Annotated in this window: 18 protein-coding genes; 11 read left to right on the top strand and 7 right to left on the bottom strand. The window is 69.6% G+C overall.

Going from position 1 to position 20,631, the window contains the following annotated elements:
- Positions 1-133: 133 nt before the first annotated feature.
- The 10 genes from AVTE2539_RS10390 (at position 134) to AVTE2539_RS10345 (ending at position 10,903) form a co-directional block, all read left to right on the top strand.
- Positions 134-1,780, top strand: coding sequence for a long-chain-fatty-acid--CoA ligase (locus tag AVTE2539_RS10390; protein WP_284410351.1), 1,647 nt, complete (start codon positions 134-136; stop codon positions 1,778-1,780).
- A gap of 112 nt (positions 1,781-1,892) precedes the next feature.
- Complete coding sequence (locus tag AVTE2539_RS10385) at positions 1,893-3,116, top strand: ABC transporter substrate-binding protein (protein ID WP_272566105.1); 1,224 nt, start codon at positions 1,893-1,895, stop codon at positions 3,114-3,116.
- A 36-nt stretch (positions 3,117-3,152) separates the two neighbouring features.
- Positions 3,153-4,061 carry an SMP-30/gluconolactonase/LRE family protein gene (locus AVTE2539_RS10380; RefSeq protein ID WP_284410350.1) on the top strand — a complete coding sequence of 303 codons (909 nt, stop codon included), beginning with the start codon at positions 3,153-3,155 and terminating at the stop codon, positions 4,059-4,061.
- Positions 4,058-4,813 carry an SDR family NAD(P)-dependent oxidoreductase gene (locus AVTE2539_RS10375; RefSeq protein ID WP_272566107.1) on the top strand — a complete coding sequence of 252 codons (756 nt, stop codon included), beginning with the start codon at positions 4,058-4,060 and terminating at the stop codon, positions 4,811-4,813. The genes AVTE2539_RS10380 and AVTE2539_RS10375 overlap by 4 nt, the downstream gene beginning before the upstream one ends.
- A 22-nt stretch (positions 4,814-4,835) precedes the next feature.
- On the top strand, positions 4,836-5,591 hold the full coding sequence (locus AVTE2539_RS10370) for an ABC transporter ATP-binding protein (RefSeq protein WP_284410349.1): 756 nt from the start codon (positions 4,836-4,838) through the stop codon (positions 5,589-5,591).
- A complete protein-coding gene (locus tag AVTE2539_RS10365; protein ID WP_284410348.1) occupies positions 5,584-6,303 on the top strand; it encodes an ABC transporter ATP-binding protein in 720 nt (239 codons plus the stop codon). Before AVTE2539_RS10370 ends, AVTE2539_RS10365 begins: the two co-directional genes overlap by 8 nt.
- Before the next feature lie 34 nt (positions 6,304-6,337).
- A complete protein-coding gene (locus AVTE2539_RS10360) occupies positions 6,338-7,219 on the top strand; it encodes a branched-chain amino acid ABC transporter permease (protein WP_272566111.1) in 882 nt (293 codons plus the stop codon).
- 8 nt (positions 7,220-7,227) lie between these two features.
- Positions 7,228-8,184, top strand: coding sequence for a branched-chain amino acid ABC transporter permease (locus AVTE2539_RS10355; protein ID WP_284410347.1), 957 nt, complete (start codon positions 7,228-7,230; stop codon positions 8,182-8,184).
- A gap of 9 nt (positions 8,185-8,193) precedes the next feature.
- Positions 8,194-8,985 carry an SDR family NAD(P)-dependent oxidoreductase gene (locus AVTE2539_RS10350; protein WP_284410345.1) on the top strand — a complete coding sequence of 264 codons (792 nt, stop codon included), beginning with the start codon at positions 8,194-8,196 and terminating at the stop codon, positions 8,983-8,985.
- Between the two features lie 214 nt (positions 8,986-9,199).
- On the top strand, positions 9,200-10,903 hold the full coding sequence (locus tag AVTE2539_RS10345; protein ID WP_284410343.1) for a flavin-containing monooxygenase: 1,704 nt from the start codon (positions 9,200-9,202) through the stop codon (positions 10,901-10,903).
- 30 nt (positions 10,904-10,933) lie between these two features.
- Here the strand turns inward: AVTE2539_RS10345 and AVTE2539_RS10340 are convergent, their stop codons facing one another.
- Positions 10,934-11,701, bottom strand: a complete 768-nt coding sequence (locus tag AVTE2539_RS10340; RefSeq protein WP_284410341.1) for an IclR family transcriptional regulator — start codon at positions 11,699-11,701, stop codon at positions 10,934-10,936.
- A gap of 218 nt (positions 11,702-11,919) precedes the next feature.
- On the opposite strand from AVTE2539_RS10340, the gene AVTE2539_RS10335 reads away from it, so the two are divergent.
- Positions 11,920-12,717, top strand: a complete 798-nt coding sequence (locus AVTE2539_RS10335) for an SDR family NAD(P)-dependent oxidoreductase (protein WP_284410338.1) — start codon at positions 11,920-11,922, stop codon at positions 12,715-12,717.
- 178 nt (positions 12,718-12,895) lie between these two features.
- Here the strand turns inward: AVTE2539_RS10335 and AVTE2539_RS10330 are convergent, their stop codons facing one another.
- From AVTE2539_RS10330 to AVTE2539_RS10305, 6 genes are all read right to left on the bottom strand, one after another.
- Positions 12,896-14,125 carry a porin gene (locus AVTE2539_RS10330; RefSeq protein ID WP_284410336.1) on the bottom strand — a complete coding sequence of 410 codons (1,230 nt, stop codon included), beginning with the start codon at positions 14,123-14,125 and terminating at the stop codon, positions 12,896-12,898.
- Between the two features lie 287 nt (positions 14,126-14,412).
- Positions 14,413-14,970: a nuclear transport factor 2 family protein gene (locus tag AVTE2539_RS10325; RefSeq protein ID WP_284410334.1), complete on the bottom strand. Its 558-nt coding sequence runs from the start codon at positions 14,968-14,970 to the stop codon at positions 14,413-14,415.
- The gene (locus AVTE2539_RS10320) at positions 14,957-17,068 is read right to left on the bottom strand and encodes an acetate--CoA ligase family protein (protein WP_284410332.1); all 2,112 of its coding nucleotides are present in this window, start codon (positions 17,066-17,068) and stop codon (positions 14,957-14,959) included. Before AVTE2539_RS10320 ends, AVTE2539_RS10325 begins: the two co-directional genes overlap by 14 nt.
- Before the next feature lie 68 nt (positions 17,069-17,136).
- Entirely contained in the window at positions 17,137-18,216 is a 1,080-nt protein-coding gene (locus AVTE2539_RS10315) for an acyl-CoA dehydrogenase family protein (protein WP_284410330.1), read from the bottom strand.
- A gap of 3 nt (positions 18,217-18,219) precedes the next feature.
- Positions 18,220-19,437 carry an acyl-CoA dehydrogenase family protein gene (locus AVTE2539_RS10310; protein WP_284410329.1) on the bottom strand — a complete coding sequence of 406 codons (1,218 nt, stop codon included), beginning with the start codon at positions 19,435-19,437 and terminating at the stop codon, positions 18,220-18,222.
- A 154-nt stretch (positions 19,438-19,591) separates the two neighbouring features.
- The gene (locus tag AVTE2539_RS10305; RefSeq protein ID WP_284410327.1) at positions 19,592-20,587 is read right to left on the bottom strand and encodes a Bug family tripartite tricarboxylate transporter substrate binding protein; all 996 of its coding nucleotides are present in this window, start codon (positions 20,585-20,587) and stop codon (positions 19,592-19,594) included.
- Positions 20,588-20,631 lie beyond the last annotated feature (44 nt).

Below are 20,631 nucleotides of genomic sequence, written 5' to 3'. Positions count from 1 at the left end.
AGGGTTTTCACCCAGCGCGCGGGCGTTGTTGGTCCGGAGTCGTTCTGCTAGCATCAATTCACTTACCGGCCGGCATGTAAAAAATAGATCGCTCACGGAATCAGGGCGACGCCGCAGAGAAAGAGGAAGACAAATGCAGGGTTTGATGCAATCCGGAGCACTGCTCATCTCCACGTTGCTGGAGCACGCGGCTCGCCACCACGGCGACGTGGAGATCGTCTCGCACGTCAACGCGCACACCAGCCTGCGCACCAGCTGGGGCGAAGTGGGCCACCGCGCGCGGCGCCTGGCCAGCGCCCTGCACGCCCGCGGTCTGCCGCAGGGCGCGCGGGTCGGCACGCTGGCCTGGAACACGCACCGGCACCTGGAGCTGTACTACGCGGTCTCGGGCATGGGCGCCATCCTGCACACCGTGAACCCGCGCCTGTTCCCCGAGCAGATCAGCTACATCGTCAACCACGCGGCCGACGAGTACCTGTGCTTCGACCCGGACTTCGCGCCGCTCGTGGCCCAGATCGCGCCGCACCTGCCCTCCGTCAGGGCCTACGTGGCCCTGTGCCGGCGCGACCAGTTGCCGGCGGTGGACCTGCCCGCGCCGCTGCTGTGCTACGAAGACCTGGTGGACGCGGGCGACGCCGCTTTCGCCTGGCCCGCGCTGGACGAGAACACCGCCTCGTCGCTCTGCTACACCTCGGGCACCACCGGCCACCCCAAGGGCGTGCTGTACAGCCACCGCTCGACGGTGCTGCATTCGTGGACCGCCTGCGCCACGGACGGCCTGGGGCTGGGTGCGCGCGACAGCGTGCTGCTGGCCGTGCCCATGTTCCACGTGAACGCCTGGGGCATTCCGTATGCCAGTGCCATGAGCGGCGCCAAGCTCGTGCTGCCCGGCCCCAACCTCTCGGGCGAGCGCCTCTTCGCGCTGCTGCGCGACGAACAGTGCACGCTTTCGCTGGGCGTGCCCACGGTGTGGCTGGGCTTTTTCCAGCATGCCGAGGCGTTGCCCGCCGCCGAGCGCGCGGCGCTGCGGCTGCAACGCGTGGTGGTGGGCGGATCGGCCGCGCCGCGCGCCATCATCGAGAAGTTCGACCGACTCTTCGGTGCGTTCGTGATCCAGGCCTGGGGCATGACGGAGACCAGCCCGCTGGCCACCATCGGCAACCTGCTGCCCCGGCATGCCGACCTGCCCGCCGAAGGGCGCCATGCCGTGCAGGCCCGCCAGGGGCGCGCCATCTTCGGCGTGGAGATCGCGGTGTTCGACGCTGAGGGGCGCCAGCGCGCGCAGGACGACCGTACCCCCGGCGATCTCAAGGTGCGCGGGCCCTGGGTGGTGTCGGCCTACTACGGCCAGGAGCCGGGCGCGGCCCTGGATGCGGACGGCTGGTTCGCCACGGGCGACGTGGCGCTGATCGACGCCGAGGGCTACGTGCAGATCACCGACCGCTCCAAGGACGTGATCAAGTCCGGCGGCGAATGGATTTCCTCCATCGACCTGGAGAACCTGGCCGTGGGCCACCCCAAGGTCCAGGAGGCCGCGGTGATCGGCGCCTACCACAGCAAGTGGCAGGAGCGCCCCCTGCTCATCGTGGTGCCCAAGGCGGGCGAGTCGGTGAGCGGCGCGGAGATCCTCGACTTCATGAAGGACCGCATCGCGCGCTGGTGGATGCCCGACGACGTGGTGTTCATCGACGCGCTGCCCCACACCGCCACCGGCAAGCTGCAAAAGACGCGGCTGCGCGAGCTGTTCCGCGACCACCGCCTGCCCACCGACGCGGCCTGAGCCCACGCCCCGCGGCCCTTGCCGGCCGCTGGCATCGCACACCCCGCGGACGGCGGGGCCCTGGATGCATCCGTCCCGACCGAAGACACGCACACACCAAGGAGACACACCCATGCCATTGCCCAGCTCCCGCCTTGCCCTTGCCGCCCTGGCCCTCGCCTGCGGCGCAGCGGCCCATGCCCAGATCAGCGACGATGTGGTGCGCATCGGTGTCATGGCCGACCAGACCGGCCCCTACTCGGGCAACGGCGGCCCCGGCTCCACGCTGGCCGTGCGCATGGCCGCGGAGGACTTCGGCGGCGCCGTGCTCGGCAAGCCCGTCGAGGTGGTCGTGGCCGACGACCAGAACAAGCCCGACGTGGGCTTGAACATCGCCCGCAAGTGGCTCGACACCGAGAAGGTGGACACCATCGTCGGCGGCTCGGCCTCGTCGATCGCGCTGGGCATCTCCAGCCTGCTCAAGGAACGCAAGAAGCCCTACCTGATCGCGGGCACGGTGAGCGCGGAACTGACCAACAAGTCCTGCTCGCCGATGAACTTCCAGTTCCTCACCGACACCTATGCGCTGCCCAAGGCCGGCGTGCAGAGCCTGATGAAGCAGGGCATCAAGAGCTTCTATTTCATCACCGTGGACTACGCCTTCGGCCAGGCCTACCAGGACGATGCGACGCGCTTCATCCAGGCCGCCGGTGGCAAGGTGGTGGGCTCGGTCAAGCACCCGCTGGGCGCCACCGACTTCTCGTCGTACCTGCTGCAGGCGCAATCCAGCGGCGCGCAGGCCATCGTGATCCTGAACGCGGGGCTCGATCTGTCGAACGCGCTCAAGCAGGCCGCGGAATACAAGATCACGCGCGGCGGCCAGGTGGTGACGGTGTTCGGCATGACGATCAACAGCGTCTCGGCCATGGGACTGGACGTGGCCCAGGGCCTGCAGCTGACGCTGCCGTTCTACTGGGACCGCGACGAGGCCTCGCGCGCCTGGGCCAAGCGCTTCATGGCGCGCAACAAGGGCGTGGTGCCCACCTACATCCACGCGGGCGCCTACAGCGCCGCCTGGCACTACCTGCAGGCCGTGAAGGCCGCAGGCACCGACGACGGCGCCAAGGTCGCGGCCAAGATGCGCGAGCTGCCCATCAACGACTTCTTCTCCAAGGACGTGAAGATCCGCGAGGACGGCCAGGCGCTGCGCACGGTGTACGCCATACAGGTCAAGAAGCCCTCCGAGTCCAAGGGCCCCAACGACTTCTACACGGTGCGCGGCGAGATCCCGCCCGAGCAGACCTGGCGCCCGCTGTCCGAGAGCAGCTGCGACTACATCAAGGCCGCCGCCAAGTAGGCCCGCGCCCGGCCGATACGCAGCCCGAGCCCCACCATGGACCTTCGGATCGACATCCTGGCCCCGCAGCGGGACCTGCTAGGCGAATGCCCGCTGTGGGACGCTCGCACGCAGTCGCTCTACTGGATCGACGGGCGCGCCGGCATCGTGCGACGCCACACGCCGGCCACCGGAGCCGGCGTGCAGTGGCAACTGCCCCAGCACATCGGCGCCATCGCGCTGTGCGACAGCGGCCGGCTGCTGCTGGCGCTGGAGGACGACTTCCAGTACCTGGACCCGGACACGGGCACCCTCTCGCCCCTGGGCGTGCGGGTAGCGCACGGCGCCGACCGGATGCGCCTGAACGACGGCCGCACCGACCGCAACGGGCGCTTCGTGGTCGGATCGATGACGCTGGGCCGCATGGCGCCCGAGGGCGCGCTCTACCAGCTCGGCGCGCACGCCGTGCGCACGCTGGACACGGGCATCCACGTGGCCAACGGCACCTGCTTCAGCCCCGATGGGCGCTGGCTGTACTTTGCCGACAGCCCCACGCACCAAGTGCGCCGCTACGCCTACGACGCCGCCACAGGCGACATCGGCCCGGCTGAAGTGATGGTGGACACGCGCGCGCTGGGCTCCGTGCCCGACGGCGCCACCGTGGACGCCGAGGGCTGCCTGTGGGTGGCGCTGGTGCAGAACGGCCAGCTCGCACGCTTCACGCCCGACGGGCGGCTGGAGCGCCGCATCCAGCTGCCCGTGACCTTCGTGACCTGCCCCTGCTTCGGCGGCCCCGGGCTGGACGTGATCTACCTCACCTCCATCCGCGACAGCGGCAACCTGCTGCGCAGCGACCACCCCGACGCGGGGGCCGTGTTCGCCATCCACGGCACGGGCGTGCGCGGGCTGGAGGAAGCCCGCTTCGCCGACCTCCCCTCTCACCATTCGACAAGGACCCCTCAATGACCACCCGACGTTTCGAAGGCAAGGTTGCCCTCATCACCGGCGGTGCGCGCGGCATCGGCCGTGCCATCGCCGACGCCATGGCGGCCGAAGGCGCCGCCGTCGGCATCCTGGACCGCGCAGAGGACATGGCGCACGAAGCCGCCGAGCAGTTGCAGGCGCAGGGGCTTCAGGCCATGGCTTTCGGCGGCGACGTGGCGCGCCGCGCGAGCTTCAGCGACGCCGTGGGTGCGCTCAAGGAGCGCTTCGGCCGCCTGGACGTGCTCGTGAACAACGCCATCTGGGTGCGCTACGGCCCCATCGACGCCATCACGCCCGAGATGCTCGATCGCATGGTAGGCACGGGCTTCAACTCGGTGGTCTGGGGCATCCAGGTGGGTGCCGAGGCCATGGAGGCCGGCGGCAGCATCGTCAACATCGCCTCGTCGGCCGCCTTTCTGGGCCTGCCCGAGGGCATGCTGTACTGCGGCGTGAAGGCCGGCGTGCTGGGGCTGACCCGCTCGGCCGCCGTGGATCTGGGGCCGCGCGGCATCCGCGTCAACGCCATCTGCCCGGGCTCGGTGCTCACGGAGGGCGTGAAGATCAACGTCGATGCCGAAAAGGCCAAGCTGCGCATCGCCAAGACGCCGATGAAGCGTCTGGGCGAGGTGGAGGACATCGCCAAGGCCGCATGCTTCCTGGCCTCGGACGACGCCAGCTTCGTGACCGGCGAGTCGCTGCTCGTGGACGGCGGCGTCACCCATGCCTTCCTCTGAGCCGCCCAACGGCCGCCCCGCCATGGACGCCCCCTTCATCCTCGAAGCCCGCCAGCTCAGCCGGCAGTTCCGCGGCTTCTACGCCGTCAAGGACGTGGACCTGCGGGTGCGCCGGCACTCGGTCCACGCCCTCATCGGGCCCAACGGCGCGGGCAAGACGACCTGCTTCAACCTGCTCACCACCTTCCTGCGGCCGTCTTCGGGCACGGTGGTCTTCAACGGCCGCGACATTTCGCGCAGCGACCCGGCTTCCGTGGCCATGGCGGGCCTGGTGCGATCGTTCCAGATCTCGGCCGTCTTCGGACAGATGACGGTGCTGGAGAACGTGCGCGTGGCGCTGCAGAAGCGCCACGGCGGCACCTTCGCCTTCTGGCGCAACGTGAAGGTCCTGCGCACGCTGGACGCGCGGGCGCTGGAGCTGCTGGAACGCGTGGGCCTCACGCGCTGGCGCGACACGCCCGCCGGCGAACTGCCCTACGGGCGCAAGCGCGCGCTGGAGCTGGCCACCACCATCGCCATGGAGCCCGAGATGATCCTGCTGGACGAGCCCATGGCGGGCCTGGGCCACGAAGACATCGGCCCGGTGGTGGCGCTGATCCGTGAGGCCGCGCGCGGACGCACGGTGCTCATGGTCGAGCACAACATGAAGGTCATCGCCGAGCTGTGCGACCGCGTGACCGTGCTGCAGGCCGGCCAGGTGCTGGCCGAGGGCAGCTATGACGAGGTCTCGCGCGACCCGCGCGTCATCGAAGCCTACGTAGGAGGTACCCATGCCTGAGGCCCACGACGCGCAGCACCTGCTGCAGGTGCGCGGCCTGCGCGGCTGGTACGGCGAAACCCTGGCGCTGCAAGGCATCGACCTGGACGTGAACGAGGGCGAGGTGGTGTGCCTGCTGGGGCGCAACGGCGCCGGCAAGACCACCACGCTGCGCGCCATCATGGGACTGCTGGGCCGGCGCGAGGGCCGGATCACGCTGCGCGGCCAGCCCACCGAGGGCCTGCCGCCCGAGGCGATCGCGCGCCTGGGCGCGGCCTACTGCCCCGAAGAGCGCGGCATCTTCGCCAGCCTTTCGACCGAAGAGAACCTGCTGCTGCCGCCGGTGCTGCTGCCCGGCGGCCTGAGCGTGGCCGAGATCTACACGCTGTTCCCCAACCTGCAGCAGCGCCGGCACAGCCCGGGCACGCGGCTGTCGGGCGGCGAGCAGCAGATGCTGGCCATCGCCCGCATCCTGCGCACGGGCGCCAAGCTGCTGCTGCTGGACGAGCCCACCGAGGGCCTGGCGCCGGTGATCGTCGAGCGCATCGGCGCCACCATCCGCATGCTGCGCGAGCGCGGCTTCACCGTGCTGCTGGTGGAGCAGAACTTCCGCTTCGCCTGCGCGCTGGCCGACCGCTTCTACGTGATCGAGGAAGGCGAGGTGGCGGGCCACTTCCGCCGCGACGAACTCGACACGCAGCGCGAACACATCGAGTCGCTTCTGGGCCTGTGAGCCCTTCTTCACCCAACGCAGGACGGACAACACGATGGACGGGCTATTCGGAATCCCCTGGGCTGCACTGATCGGGCAGCTTCTGGTCGGGCTCATCAACGGCGCCTTCTACGCCCTGATGAGCCTGGGGCTGTCGATCATCTTCGGGCTGCTGCACGTGGTCAATTTCGCCCACGGCGCTCAGTACATGCTGGGTGCTTTCGTGGCGTGGGGGCTGCTCGAATACCTGGGCATCGGCTACTGGCCGGCGCTCGTCATCGCGCCGCTGGTGGTGGCGGGCTTCGGGGTCGTGTTCGAGCGCCTGATGCTGCGCCGGCTGTATGCGCTGGACCATGTGTACGCGCTGCTGCTGACCTTCGGCGTGGCGCTGCTCATGGAGGGCGCCTTCCGCTTGCAATTCGGCGTGAGCGGCCAGCCCTACCCCAACCCGCTGACGGGCGGCATCGACGTGGGCGTGACCTTCCTGCCGCTGTACCGCGTGTGGGTGATCGCCGCGGCGCTGGCGGTCTGCCTGGGCACCTGGTTCTTCATCGAGAAGACCAAGCTGGGCGCGTACCTGCGCGCGGCCAACGAGAACGCCCCGCTGGTGCGCACCTTCGGCATCAACGTGCCGCGCATGCTCATGCTCACCTACGGGCTGGGCGTGGGCCTGGCGGGCCTGAGCGGCGTGATGGCCGCGCCGATCTACCAGGTGAGCCCGCTGATGGGCTCGAACCTGATCATCGTCGTGTTCGCGGTGGTGGTGATCGGCGGCATGGGCTCCATCCTGGGCTCCATCGTCACCGGCTTCGCGCTGGGCGCCATCGAGGGCCTGACCAAGGTCTTCTATCCCGATGGCGCGGGGGTGGTCATCTTCGTGGTGATGATCCTCGTGCTCGCCGTCCGTCCCCATGGCCTCTTCGGCCGTGCCCACTAGGAGTCGCCATGGACCTGCTGAGTCGACGCACCCACAACGCGCTGCTGCTGGCCGCCCTGGCCTGCCTGGCCGCCGCGCCGTTCGTGGTGTATCCCATGTTCCTCATGAAGCTGATGTGCTTCGCGCTGCTGGCGGCATCGGTCAACCTGCTGGTCGGCTACGTCGGCCTGCTGTCGTTCGGCCACGCCATGTTCTACGGCACCGCCGGCTACATCACCGCGCACGCGGTCAAGGTCTGGGGTTGGGAGGGCCTGAGCGGCATCGCCCTGGGCGCGGCCGCGGCCGCGGCGCTGGGCCTGCTGACGGGGCTGCTGGCCATCCGCCGCCAGGGCATCTACTTCTCGATGATCACGCTGGCCTTCGCGCAGCTGGTGTACTTCATGGCGCTGCGCCTGCCGTTCACGGGCGGCGAAGACGGCATCCAGAACATCCCGCGTCCCACCGTGCTGGGTCTGTTCTCGCTGGAGAACACGCTGGTGCTGTACTACTTCGTCACGGTGCTCATCGGCGGCGCGTTCTGGCTGATCCACCGGCTGGTGCACTCGCCCTTCGGGCAGGTGCTGCGCGCCATCCGCGACAACGAGCCGCGCGCCCAGAGCCTGGGCTACCGCGTCAACCGCTACAAGCTGCTGGCCTTCGTGCTGTCGGCCGCCATCGCGGGCTTCGCGGGCTCGCTCAAGGCGCTGGTGTTCCAGCTCGCCTCGCTGACCGACGTGCACTGGGCCACCTCGGGCGAGGCCCTGCTCATCTGCATCGTGGGCGGCATGCAGACGCTGCTGGGCCCGGTGGTGGGCGCCATGGTCATCGTGACCATGGAGAACTACCTCGCCTCGTTCGCCGAGTGGGTGCTGATCCTGCAGGGCGTGGTGTTCGTCATCGTGGTCATGCTGTTCCGCAAGGGCATCGTCGGCCAGTTCCAGGCCTATCTCGCCAGCCGCCGCCAGCGCGGCGCGGCACCGCTGTAGGAAGACCCCATGCCAGCCCATGCACTTCCCCCCACCTGGCCGGCCACCCCCGGGCTGCTGGCCGGCCGCCTGGCCCTTGTCACGGGCGCGGCCAGCGGCATCGGCCGCGCGGTGGCCGTGGCCTTCGCCCAGGCCGGCGCGCGCGTCATCGTGACCGACCTGCAGGCCGACCGCTGTGCAGACACGCTGCGCGATGTGCGCGCCGCTGGCACCGAGGGCTGGGCCTGGGCGCTCGACGTGTCCAGCGCCCAGGCCTGCCATGACCTCGCCACGCAGGTGGCGCAGTCGGTCGGCGATGTGGACACGCTCGTCAACAACGCGGGGGTGATCATCCGCGAAGGCATCGACAGCCCGCGCGCCGCCGAGAACCTGCGCCGCACGATGGACGTGAACCTCTTCGGGGTGTTCCACACGGTGCACGCCTGGCTGCCCGCGCTGCGGCGCACGCGCGGCAGCATCATCAATGTGGCCTCGGGCGCGGCATTCATCGCGCAGGGCGGTGCGCTGGGCTACTCGCCCTCGAAGGCGGCGGTGAAGATGTTCACGCAGACCCTGGCGCTCGACCTCGCGCCCGATGGCATCCGCGTCAACGCGCTGGCGCCGGGCGTGATCGACACACCGATGACCGAGGCCACGCGCGCCAACCCCGAGCGGCTCGCGCGCTTCATGCAGCGCATTCCCGCCGGCCGACTGGGCCAGCCGCACGAGCTGGCAGGGCCGGCGGTGTTCCTCGCCTCGGACATGGCGAGCTTCGTCAACGGCGTGACGCTGCCGGTGGACGGCGGCACGCTGGCCGTCTGAGGCAGGCGGGCACGGGCCGCGCGAGCACCCGGAAATCATGGATGTGATGTTGCAGGCCCCACCCGTGCATTTGCTTGATGCGCGCACGGCGCGAACGCATCATTTCCCGCAGGACAGACCGCACGCCGCAAGCGCCAGCGCAGCGCCGATGGCGACCTGACCCCACCTGAAACCATCCGCGGCACGGACCATGCCGCCCCCCAGAGGAGACAACATGACAACGCAAACCCTGCACGGGAACGCCAACGTTCCCACCCCGCCCCAGCGCATCGACGTGGCCATCGTCGGCGCGGGCTTCGGCGGCATGTACGCCGTGTACAAGTTCCGGGAAATGGGCCTGAAGATCCAGGGCTTCGAGGCCGGCGGCGACGTGGGCGGCGTGTGGTACTGGAACCGCTACCCCGGCGCGCGCGTGGACCTGCCCAGCATCGACTACAGCTTCTCCTTCTCGCCCGAGATCGAGCAGGAGTGGACCTGGTCGGAGCAGTTCGCGGCCCAGCCCGAGTTGCTGCGCTACATCAACTTCGTGGCCGACCGGCTCGACCTGCGCCGGCACATCCAGTTCAACACGCGCGTGACCAGCGCCGTGTGGAGCGAGGAGCGCCAGCTGTGGACGGTGAAGACCGACCGCGGCGCCGTCTACGAAGCCACCTACTGCATCATGGCCACTGGCCCGCTCTCCATCCCCAAGGACCCCGAGATCCCCGGCCTGGAGCGCTTCAAGGGCCGCCTGCTGCGCGCGGCCAGGTGGCCGCACGAGCCCGTGCGCTTCGAAGGCCTGCGCGTGGGCGTGATCGGCACCGGCTCCACCGGCATCCAGATCGTGCAGGAGGTGGGCAAGGATGCCGGCGAGCTGTTCGTCTTCCAGCGCACGCCCAGCTTCACCATGCCCATGCGCAACGAAGACCTCACGCCCGAGTACATGGCCGAGGTCAGGCGCCACTACGCCGGCATCCGTGAGTCCGCGCGCAACAGTGCCGTGGGCGGCGTGCGCCCGCAATCCACCCGCGCGTTCTTCAGCGTGACGCCACGGCAGCGCCAGCAGCTGCTGGAAGATGCCTGGAAGAGCGGCGGCCTGGCCATGCTCGGCACCTTCTGCGACCTGATGACCAACGCCGAAGCCAACGAGCATGTGGCGCAATTCGTGCGCGGTAAGATCGGGGAGGTCGTGAAAGACCCGGTGACAGCCGAGCAGCTCAAGCCGCGCGGTTACCCCATCTTCGCCCGCCGCCCCTGCCTCGACTCCAGCTACTACGAGACCTACAACCGCCCCAACGTGCACCTGGTGGACCTGCTGAACGACCCGATCGTGGAGATCACCGAGAAGGGCGTTCGCACGCAGTCCGGCGAGGTCGAGCTGGACATGCTCATCCTGGCCACCGGCTACGACGGCCTGACGGGCGCGCTGCTGGCCTTCGACGTGGTCGGGCGCGACGGCCGCACCGTCAACGGCAAGTGGCAGGACGGCGCACGCTCCTACCTGGGCCTGATGATGGAGGGCTTCCCCAACCTCTTCATGACCACCGGCCCCAACGGCCCCGCCGCGCTGGCCAACATCATCCGCATCAGCGAGAACGACGTGGACTGGATCGCCGCCGCCATGCAGCACATGCAGCGCCAGGGCCTGGCCACCATCGAGCCCACCGCCCAGGCCGAGCAGGGCTGGATGGACCTGGTCTACACGCTGTCGCAGCGCTCGCTGCTGCTCAAGGCCAAGACCTGGTACGTGGGTGCCAACGTGAAGGACAAGCCGCAGGGCCTCACGCTGTTCACCGGAGGCTTCGCCAAGTACCGCGAGCACTGCGCGGCCGCCGCGCAGGATGGCTACCGCAACTTCACCTTCCAGCGCCCAACCCTGGCGCGGCCGGTGCCGCACACGGGCCAGGAAGCCCCTGCCGAAGCAGCGGTGGCGGGCTGACCGCCCGCGCCGTCCTGCCCGATGCGTGCGCTATGCGCGGCCCGGCTCGGGCTGCTGTTGCTCCAGCTGCAGGGCCAGCCGCCGCATGAGCGCGGTGTAGCGCGCCCGGTGGGGCCGCATGCGCTCGATGGTGCCACCCATGCCCAGCACCACGAGGCGGCCCTGCACGCGCCAGGGCAGCACCACGCCGATGGTGGCGCCGCCCAGCAGCGGCAGGTTCTCCAGGTAGAGCGCCTTGCGCAGCCGGGCGCCGGCCACCTCGGGGGCGATGGTCTCCAGCGGCACCCGGTCTTCGCGCTCTTGCACGGCAATGTTGGCGCGGTGCACGAGCTTTTCCACCTCCGCATCGGTGCGGTCGGTGAGCAGTAGCCAGCCCACGGCCGAGCGCGTCAGCGGCCGCAGGCTGCCCTCGTCAGTGTGAAAGCGGATGGCATGCGTCGACTGGATGACGCGGATGTACTGCACATAGATGTCGTTGAGCATGGCGATGGACACCGTCTCGCCCGTGGCGCCGTGCAGGTCGTGCATCAGTTCGAAGATGCGGCCCTGCCCGAACAGCGCCTGCGAGATCCAGTCGCCCAGCGAAGTGACCCGCGGCGTGGGGAAGTACAGGCGCTCGGTGCGGTCATAGCGCAGGTAGCCCATGGCGATGAGGTTCTTGAGCAGCACCGTGGTGCTCGACTGGGGGTAGCCCAGCGCCTCGCTGATGTGCTTGAGCGGCAGGGGCGTGCGCACCTGCGCGAAGTGTTCCAGCACCTGCAGCACGCGCGTTGCCGACTTCACCGTGCTGGTGGGCATGGGAAAGCTCCAGAGACAACGCGGCACGTGCATGGCATGGCCGGCCCATTGTGCGGGCACCCGCCACCACCGGCAGCCCTGCGCGCGACACAGGCACGGGCCCGCACGGCGGACCGCTTTCCTTCCCGCAAGCCTTCATTCCAACCCTTGAACCCCATGGCACACCTTCCTTTCCCTTCCATCGGCCAGCCCGGCGTTACCACGCCAGCGGAGGCCTCGTGAACCGCTGCATCATCACCGGCGCCGCGCGGGGCATCGGCCGCGCCATCGCACTGCGCCTGGCGCGCAACGCCGCGCCCCACGGCGGCGCCTGGATCGCGCTGGCGGACCAGCACCTGGCCGAGCTGGAGCCCGTGGCGGCCGAGATCCGGCAACTCGGCGGCACCGCGCTCACGCTGGGCGGCGACCTGGCCGACGCGGCCTTTCCGGCCCGCCTGTGCGCGCAGGCCGTGAACGCCTTCGGGGGCCTGGACGCCGTGGTCAGCAACGCGGGTTTCGCGGCACCGGGCCCGCTGGCCACGTACGACCCGGCCATGTGGGACCGCGTCTTCGCCGTCAACACGCGCGCGCCGCTGTTGCTGGCTCAGGCCGCCTACCCGGCGCTGAAAACCACGCGCGGCACCGTGCTGTTCATCACCTCGATCTCGGGCAGCCATGCCACGCCGCCGCTGGGCGCCTACAGCGCAAGCAAAGCCGCCGCGCTCATGCTGATGCGCCAGATGGCCGCCGAGTGGGGCCCCGAGGGCATCCGCGTGAACGCGCTCTCGCCCGGGCTGACGCTCACGCCGGGCACGGCTGCGGCCTATGCCGACCCCGAGGCCCGCACGCTGCGCGAGGCGCGCGTGCCCCTTCGGCGACTGGCCGAAGCCGATGACATGGCAAGCGTGGCCGCCTTCCTGCTGGGCCCCGACGCGGCCTACGTGCATGGCGCCGAATTGCTGGTGGACGGTGGTCTGGCGCACACGCTCATGGGCTCGCTGCCCATGGGCGGCTGGGGCCGGCCCGCCGCCGGCTGAAACGCCTGCGGGCGCGGTGCGCAGGCCCGTCGAGCCTGCGCACCGCGCCTTCCAGAGCTTGGTACCCGGCAGCCGACCCGCGCTGCAACGCGGCCGGTGCCCCTGGACTCCTGCTGCTCCGCGCGCCATCAGGTCAGGCCCCGTCCCCACCAGGTGGGCCTGCCCGCGACCGCGGGTTTCAGAAGGCGTGGCGCACGCCCACGTGCACGGCATCGCTGTTGCCGCCGTCACCGAGACCGGCCTGCGACGTCGCGCCCGTCAGCGCGTAGCCTGCACCGTTGCGGTTCTTCACCTTGCCGTAATCCGCATACAGCGTGGTGCGCTTGGACAGGGCATACAGATAGGCCACACCGAACTGCGTGGCATCGCGGTTCAGCGGGCCGCGGTCATCCACCTTGACGACCTGCGCGAGCACCGTGCTGGCCCCGAACGGTACCGCCACGCCCAGAGAGGCGCTGCGGTCGTCCTGCCCGGCGTAGTAGCCCACGGTCGGAATGCCCGCCAACTGCACATTGCCATCCAGCGCGGCATGCACGGCCGGGCTGAGGTCGGCGCCGGGGTTCTTGAATGTCGCGAACGAGCCGAACAGCTTGAAGCCGCCGAAGTTGTAGGCCAGGCTGGAGTTGAGCCAGCGCACCGTGCTCAGGTCCGTGGGATGGCGCAAGGTGGTGTACGCCACCGCGCCGCTGAGCGCCTGGCCGGAATAGAACAACGCGACGGCGGCCTGGTTGGCGGCCTGGGTGCCGCCGGTGGCACTGGTGCGCTCGCCGAAGGAGTACGAGAACTTGCCGATGAATCCGGACAGCGAGGGCGACTGATACCAGACCGTGTTGTTTGCGCGGCCTGTGGCCGGCTGGATGCCCTGCAGGTTGCCGGCGCCCCCCAAACCGAAGGCATCGCCCACGGCCTGCGCCTCGGAGCTGATCGTGGTCACCGTGCGGCCCAGCCGCACCTCGCCGAAGTCGCCCGTGAGGCTGACCAGGGAACCCCGGCCGAAGAACTTGGCACCTGCGCCCTGGTTCTGCCCCGAGCCACCCGTGTCGGAGTTGATGCCCGCCTCCAGCCAGAAATTGGCACGCAGCCCGCCGCCCAGGTCTTCGGAGCCCCGGAAACCGAACCGCGATCCATTCATGTGCCCGCTGTCCAGCTTGGTGATGCGCCCGCCTGCGCCGGAGGCATAGGCGATGCTGGTGTCGATCAGTCCATAAAGGGTCACGCTGGATGCGGCGGCGGCCATGCCGCCCGCGGGCGTGGTGATCTGGCGCAGCTCTTCTTTCTGCGCCTGTTGCGCCCACGCCGGCGCTTGGCCACAGGCCCAGGCGGCCATGGCGCCCAATAGCACGCGTGATGGCGTGCCCTGGATGCCCCGGCGAATGCAGCCGGCTGTTTTGTTGAATATTTCCGACATCGAATGTCTCCTCACGCAGCAATATGAATCGCCACCCGCCAGGGTTGGCACATGACCGGCCACCCAAAGCAAATTCATCAATTACCTGTCGACCGGTTAAAAAATGGTAAGAAAAAATCCCATTGATTTCAATGACCTACATAGCAATTGCAGGGTATGCACCGATCGACTACGGGTATTCACCGACCATCGAAGAAAACCCATCCGAAAATCAAAAATCCAGCATCAATAGCCTGGATTATTCATCCAGGCTATTATTGAAGCCCAAAGAAAATCAGGCGTCGAAATTATCCATCGGGTAATCCAGACAGCAGCGCATACCACGCATCCGCCGGCTTGTGCGCGCCCACAGGCATGCGCACGCCGAAGCGCTGCGCATCCGTGCCCGGGGCGGCGGGCGCCTCGCGGATCCAGTCGTAGACCACGGTGCGGGCCGCCACGCGCCATTGCCCAGCGCGGCGCTCGAAGCGGTCGATGTAGCGGCCGCACAGAAATGTCTCGGCGGCCTCCCCCTGGGCGCCGGTACCCGTCTGGAAGGCCTGGAAGTAGCTCTCCACCGCGGCCTGCTCGCCCCGCAGTTCGATCGCGATATTGCCCAGCAGGTGCACCATCCGGCCGCCCCCCGGCAGCTTGTCCAGGGCCCAGTCGATGAATCCCTCCGCACTGCCCTGGTAGGGGCCGTGGCGGTCGGTAGCGTCGGGCCAGTAGGCGCTGCGCAGGGCCTCCGCATCGCAGCGGTCGATGCCCCGGCTGTAGCGGTACAGGCATTCGCGGATGGCATCCTTGTCGGCCAGGGCTTGCCACCCGGCCTCCAGCGCCGTCAGGCGCGCTTCAATGGGTGCCATGGGAGTCCCCTCGCGCGGGAGCGCGCACGGCGATCACGGCATCCAGGCATGCGGCGCCCTGCACGCGCACCACCAGCGGGTTGATGTCGATGCTCTCGATCTGGTCGGCATGCGAGAAGGCGAACTCCGACAGCCTGCACAGCGCGTCGGCCAGGGCCTGTTCGTCGTACTGCGGACCGCCGCGCCAGCCACGCAGCAACTGTGTGGAGCGCACGCGCTCCATCAGCGCCCGGGCCCGCTGCGGCGTGAGCGGTGCCGACGCAAAAGCCACGTCCTTGAAAAGCTCCACGGCCGTGCCGCCCGAGCCGAACATCACCATGGGTCCGAAGGTCGGGTCCCGGTGGATGCCGGCGATCAGTTCCACGCCGCCCTTCAGCATGGGCGCCACCAACACGCCATCGAGCCGGGCATCGGGCCGGGCCGATTGCGCGCGCTGCATCAGCGTGGCAAAGCCTTCGGCCACGGCCTGCGCGTCGGGCAGGTTCAGCAGCACGCCCCCCACTTCGGTCTTGTGCACGATGTCGGGCGAGACGATCTTGGCCACCACGGGGTAGCCCATGGCGGAGGCCGCCTCGGCAGCCTCCGTGGCGCTGCGGCAGATCCGCTCGGGCAGCACGGGCAGGCCCGCGGCCGCCAGCGCACGTTTGGCGCCGTCTTCGGTGGCCACGTTCCCCAGCGGCGCGGAAGGCCCGGTCGGTGGGGGCGGCAGGTGCAGGGCGCTCCGGCGCTGGTGCACGTGGGCCATCGCCGCCACGGCCTGCACGGCGCGCGACGGGTCTTCGAACACGGCGATGCCGTGCTGTTCCAGCGCCGCATTCACCTCGGGCCGCGAGAGCATGACGAGCACCAGCAGCCGGTGCGGATGGCGCTGCTTGAGCGCGATCAGCTCCGCCTGCGTGGCCGCGAAGCGCTGCGGCGACAGGCCCACATGCGCAAGGTAGGCGAACACGGTGCCGTAGGCGGCCTGGTCCAGCATCAGTGCCACGGTGCGCGGCACGCCCTGCGGCACGGCGGTCACCTGCGCAGTCATGTCCAGCGGGTTGCTGGCCACGGCGAACGGCAGCAGCTCCAGCGCCGCGGCCCGCGCGGCGGCCGGCAGCGGCGACAGCTGCAACCCGCGCTCGCCCGCGTCGTCGGCCATCAGGATGCCGATGCCGCCCGAGCCGGTAACCACGCCGACATCGGTGTTCTGCGGCAGCCGGCCCGCGGTGGAGTGCAGGTAGGCGATGTCGAGCATCTCCTCGATCGAAGCGGCGCGCCAGGCGCCGCACTCCTCGAACACCGTGTCGTACACCGCGTCGTCGCCGGCCAGCGAGCCGGTGTGCGTGGATGCGGCGGCTGCGCCCAGCTCCGTGCGCCCCACCTTCATGATGACCACGGGCTTGCCGGCATGCGCGGCCTTGAGCAGGGCGGCGCGCAGGCGATCGCCATCGCGGCAGGACTCGAGCGCCGCGCAGATGACGCGCGTATCAGGATCGTCCACGAGGTAGTCGATGCACTCGGCGACATCCACGTCCGCCTCGTTGCCCGTGGCCACGATCTTGCTGAAGCCCAGTCCGCGCAACGATGCCGCGCCGTAGGCAGCCGAACCGAAGGCACCGCTCTGGGTGGCCAGGGCGATGGGGCCGGGGCGCGGCTTCAAGCCATTGAGCGCCGTGGAGAAGGTGGCGAAGAAGCGCGTGGGCACGTTCAGCAGGCCCAGGGAGTTGGGGCCGACCATGCGCACCCCGGCATCGCGGCACAGGCCCACGATGCGGTCCTGCAGCGCGCGCCCCTCGGCGTCCACCTCGGCGAACCCGGCTGTGAGCACCTGGATGGCCTTCACGCCCTGGGCGATGCTGTCGCGCACCGCCGCCTCCACGCCCGCCACGGGCACGCAGATGATGGCGTGGTCCACGGGGTGTGGGATGTCGCGCACGCTGGCGTAGGCCGGCAGACCCTGGATGGTGTCACCGCTGCGGTTGACGGGGTACAGCGGCGCCTCGAAGCCCCCTTCGAGCATGAAACGCAGCGGCCTGCCGCCGATGCGCTCGGGGTCCGACGAGGCGCCCACCAGGGCGACCGACGTGGGGTGGAACAGCGGGTGCAACGAATGCATGGGGAAGCGTCCTTCTGTACGGGGGTCTCTGTCTGGTCGGTTCGGGAGGGTGGCGTGGCCGGGGCAGCTCAGTGCAGCGCGGGCCGCGCCAAGCGGTCCAGGTGCGCGAAGCGATCGCCCCACTGCAGGCTGCAGGCCAGCGCGTGCATGGCCAGGCGCGCCGCGGGCAGTTCGCGTGACATGCCGATGCCCCCGTGCAGCTGGATCGCGGACTCGGCCACCTGGCGCCCCGTGACCGACAGGTAAAGCTTGACCAGCGCGATGTCGCGCGGCGAGCCGCTGGCGGGGCCCTCGCACAGGTCCAGCACCTGCCGGCGCACCATGCCGCGCACGTTCTCGTAGGCCACGTACATCTCCACCACGCGGTGGCGCAGCGCCTGGAACGTGGCCAGCGCCACGCCGAACTGCACGCGCGTGGTGAGGTACTCGATGGTCTGCTCGATCATCGCGCCGATGGCGCCCACGGTCTGGGCGCAGGCCAGCAGGCCGCCGACCGCGCTGGCGCGCTCCACCCGGGTGTACACGTCCTCGCCCTGCGCCAGCACGCTGGACGCCGCCAGCGTGACGCCGGCCAGGGCGATGTCGGCCGTCTGGCGCCCGTCGATGCCCAGCCAGGTGCTGGCGTGGCCCGGCACGGCATCGCGCGGTGCCAGCACCAGCAGCGGCAGGCCATCGTCCTGCGTGGCGACGAACACGAAGTGCGTGGCGGGCTCGGTCAGGTCGGCGCCATGCAGGCGGCCGTTGAGTGTGAGGCGATCGCCATCGCGCACGGCAGCCAGGGGCACCGGGCCCGTGTCCAGCACGGGGCAGACCGAGGCCTCGCCCGCAGCCATGGCCCGCAGCACGTCGCTGGCGCCCGGCAGGCCGGCCAGCAGCAGGGGCACCACGGCACACCGTGCGGCCAGGGGCTGCGCCAGCGCATGCCGGCCCGCGGCTTCGGCGATGGCGGCCACGTCGCCCAGCGAGGCGCCGGCGCCGTCGTGCGCCTCGTCGATCAGCACCCCCTGCCAGCCCAGTTGCAGGAATTGGCTCCAAGTCTCGCTGGGCTCCTGGGATTCGAAGGTCTCGGCCACGGGCGCCGCAGCGGCCACGCGGGCGGTGGTGTCATAGAGGTCGCCGGGGAACATCGGCGTCGCGTGGAATGTCATGGGTCAGGCTCCGAAAAGGTCGCGGGCGATCACGTTCTTCTGCACTTCGCTGGTGCCCCCGGCGATGGTGCGCGAGCGGTAGAACAGGTAGGTGTGGATGAGCTGGCGCAGGGGGTCGTCCGCATCGCTTGCCACCTCCTGACCCGTGGCCGCGACGGTATCGACCAGGCGTGCGGCGTACTCGGGACCGGCAATGTCCAGCGCGATGCCGATGAGCTGCTGGGACAGGTCCGAGCAGTAGAGCTTGAGCGCCGACGATTTCGAGGCTGCCAGCGTGCCCTGCATCTCCTCCTGGATCGCGCTGAGCAGCATCTCGCGCGCGCCCGCCACGCCGGCCTGGGCCAGGTACAGGCGTTCGAGCAGCACATGCTGGCTCGCGCTGGGCGCCGATCCGCCAGCGCCGCGCGCGCGCAGCAGTTCCCCGACCTGCTCGGCCAGGCGGGCCAGGCGCGGCACCGTCGCGGGCGAAAGCCGCTCACGGTCAAGCAGGAACTTGGCGCACTTCCAACCCTCGCCCTCCACGCCCAGGAGGTTGGCGCAGGGCACGCGCACGTCGTTGAGGAACACCTCGTTGACGTGGTGCCAATGGTCGATCGTGGGGATGGGCCGTACCTCGATGCCCGGCGTGTCCATGGGCACGAGCAGCAGCGAGATGCCGGCCTGCTTGCGCCCCTCGTTCGACGTGCGCACCAGCGTGTACATCATGTCGGCCTCCTGCGCGTGCGAGGTCCAGATCTTCTGCCCGTTGATCACGTAGTGGTCGCCATCACGCACCGCCGCCGTCTTGAGCGACGCCAGGTCCGAGCCCGCGCCGGGCTCGGAGTAGCCCTGACACCACCACTCGCTGCCGTCCAGGATGCGCGGCAGAAAGCGCGCCTTCTGCTCGGGCGTTCCGAAGTGCATGATCACCGGGCCGATGTGGCCCAGGCCGTGGTGATACTGGGGCGGGCAGTCGGCCTGCGCGGTGACCTCCTCGAACAAGTAGCGCTGCTGCAGGTCCCAGCCCGTGCCGCCGTATTCCACCGGCCAGTTGGGCGCACCCCAGCCGCGCGCGAAGAGCTTTTCCTGCCAGATGCGGTACTCGTTGCGCGTGACCTTCTGGTTGGTGCGAACGACCTCCTTCAGGGCCGGCGGGCATTCGGACTCGGCGAACTGGCGCAGTTCCTCGCGGAAGGCATCGTAGGGGTCGAGGGTGTGCGATGAAGGGTTGGGGATCGTCATGGTGCTTGGAAGTGCTGGGGCGCTAGCCCCGGTTCGTTGCAGGAAAGAAGGAAGCCACAGCCCTGGACCACGGTGCGGCCGTCAGGGCGGGTGCCGGTGGAGTGCCGCGGCGTGGCGGCTGCGCGCGCAGGCGGGGTGGAAGCCACGGCACGCATCAGTCCAGTTGGATGTTGCGTTCACGGAAAACGGGGGGCCAGCGCTCGCTCTCCGCGCGCAGGTAAGCCGCAAAGGCCTCCAGCTCTAGGTTGCGGGGCTCGACACCGGCACGCTCCACGGCCTCGCGCACGGCGGGCTGCTTCAGAACCTGGCGCAACTCGGCATGCAGCCATCGCTGCAGTGCCGGCGCAGTGGATGCCGGCAGGAAAAAGCCGAACCAGCCCCCTGCGGTGAAATGGGCCAGCTCCGGCACGCCGGACTGGGCGATGGGCAACAGTTCGGGCGCCCGGGCCAGCGGGGCGGTGCTCGCAACGCCCAGTGCCCGCAGCCGTCCGCTGCGCACATGGGAGAACGACGCCACCGAATCGAACATGGCATGCACTTGCCCGCCCAGCAGATCGTTCAGCGCGGGCCCATTGCCGCGGTAAGGCACATGCACGATGTCCATGCCCGTGAGGGACGCCAGCAGTTCTGCGGCGATGTGCGGACTGGACCCATTGCCGGACGAAGCGAACACCAGCTTGCCCGGGTGTGCTTTGCCGTACGCCACCAACTCGGCCACCGACGTGACGGGCAGGCGCGTGCTCACGTACAAGACGCTGGGCGTGTCGCCCACCATGGCGAGGGGAGTCAGGGCGCGCGGATCGTAAGGCAGCTGTTTCATCAACAGCGGATTGGCGATGTAGCCGAATGCCGTGAGCAGCAGCGTATGGCCATCGCCCGGCGCGCGCGCCACCACCGCCGTACCGATGGTGCCGCCCCCGCCGTTGCGGTTGTCGACCACCACCGGCCGGGACCACCGCGCCGAGAGGGCCGACGCGATTGGGCGTGCCAGGTTGTCCGTCAGACCTCCGGCGGCATAGGGGACGACGATCTGGACGGGCCTGGACCCCATCAGTCCCTCGACGCCCACCACGCCTTGCGCCCGCGCCTGGGCACAGGCCAGGCCTGCACTCCAGGGCAAAAAGAGGAAATGGCGGCGGTCAGTGCGCATGGGTAGACTCCTGCGAAAAGTCTACTAAACGGCCGGCAAGTAAA

The sequence above is a fragment of the Acidovorax sp. SUPP2539 genome (assembly GCF_030158975.1).
In the GTDB taxonomy this organism is placed as follows: Bacteria; Pseudomonadota; Gammaproteobacteria; order Burkholderiales; family Burkholderiaceae_C; genus Paracidovorax.
The sequence above is the reverse complement of the archived record's forward strand: the minus strand, read 5'-3'. Positions and strand labels throughout refer to the sequence as shown.

Coding starts and splice junctions, on each gene's coding strand:
- AVTE2539_RS10350 (WP_284410345.1), top strand. CDS start 8,194: ATGCCAGCCCATGCACTTCCCCCCACCTGGCCGGCCACCCCCGGGCTG.
- AVTE2539_RS10365 (WP_284410348.1), top strand. CDS start 5,584: ATGCCTGAGGCCCACGACGCGCAGCACCTGCTGCAGGTGCGCGGCCTG.
- AVTE2539_RS10370 (WP_284410349.1), top strand. CDS start 4,836: ATGGACGCCCCCTTCATCCTCGAAGCCCGCCAGCTCAGCCGGCAGTTC.
- AVTE2539_RS10315 (WP_284410330.1), bottom strand. CDS start 18,216: ATGACATTCCACGCGACGCCGATGTTCCCCGGCGACCTCTATGACACC.
- AVTE2539_RS10390 (WP_284410351.1), top strand. CDS start 134: ATGCAGGGTTTGATGCAATCCGGAGCACTGCTCATCTCCACGTTGCTG.
- AVTE2539_RS10375 (WP_272566107.1), top strand. CDS start 4,058: ATGACCACCCGACGTTTCGAAGGCAAGGTTGCCCTCATCACCGGCGGT.
- AVTE2539_RS10355 (WP_284410347.1), top strand. CDS start 7,228: ATGGACCTGCTGAGTCGACGCACCCACAACGCGCTGCTGCTGGCCGCC.
- AVTE2539_RS10345 (WP_284410343.1), top strand. CDS start 9,200: ATGACAACGCAAACCCTGCACGGGAACGCCAACGTTCCCACCCCGCCC.
- AVTE2539_RS10380 (WP_284410350.1), top strand. CDS start 3,153: ATGGACCTTCGGATCGACATCCTGGCCCCGCAGCGGGACCTGCTAGGC.
- AVTE2539_RS10325 (WP_284410334.1), bottom strand. CDS start 14,970: ATGGCACCCATTGAAGCGCGCCTGACGGCGCTGGAGGCCGGGTGGCAA.
- AVTE2539_RS10340 (WP_284410341.1), bottom strand. CDS start 11,701: ATGCCCACCAGCACGGTGAAGTCGGCAACGCGCGTGCTGCAGGTGCTG.
- AVTE2539_RS10330 (WP_284410336.1), bottom strand. CDS start 14,125: ATGTCGGAAATATTCAACAAAACAGCCGGCTGCATTCGCCGGGGCATC.
- AVTE2539_RS10320 (WP_284410332.1), bottom strand. CDS start 17,068: ATGCATTCGTTGCACCCGCTGTTCCACCCCACGTCGGTCGCCCTGGTG.
- AVTE2539_RS10360 (WP_272566111.1), top strand. CDS start 6,338: ATGGACGGGCTATTCGGAATCCCCTGGGCTGCACTGATCGGGCAGCTT.
- AVTE2539_RS10305 (WP_284410327.1), bottom strand. CDS start 20,587: ATGCGCACTGACCGCCGCCATTTCCTCTTTTTGCCCTGGAGTGCAGGC.
- AVTE2539_RS10385 (WP_272566105.1), top strand. CDS start 1,893: ATGCCATTGCCCAGCTCCCGCCTTGCCCTTGCCGCCCTGGCCCTCGCC.
- AVTE2539_RS10310 (WP_284410329.1), bottom strand. CDS start 19,437: ATGACGATCCCCAACCCTTCATCGCACACCCTCGACCCCTACGATGCC.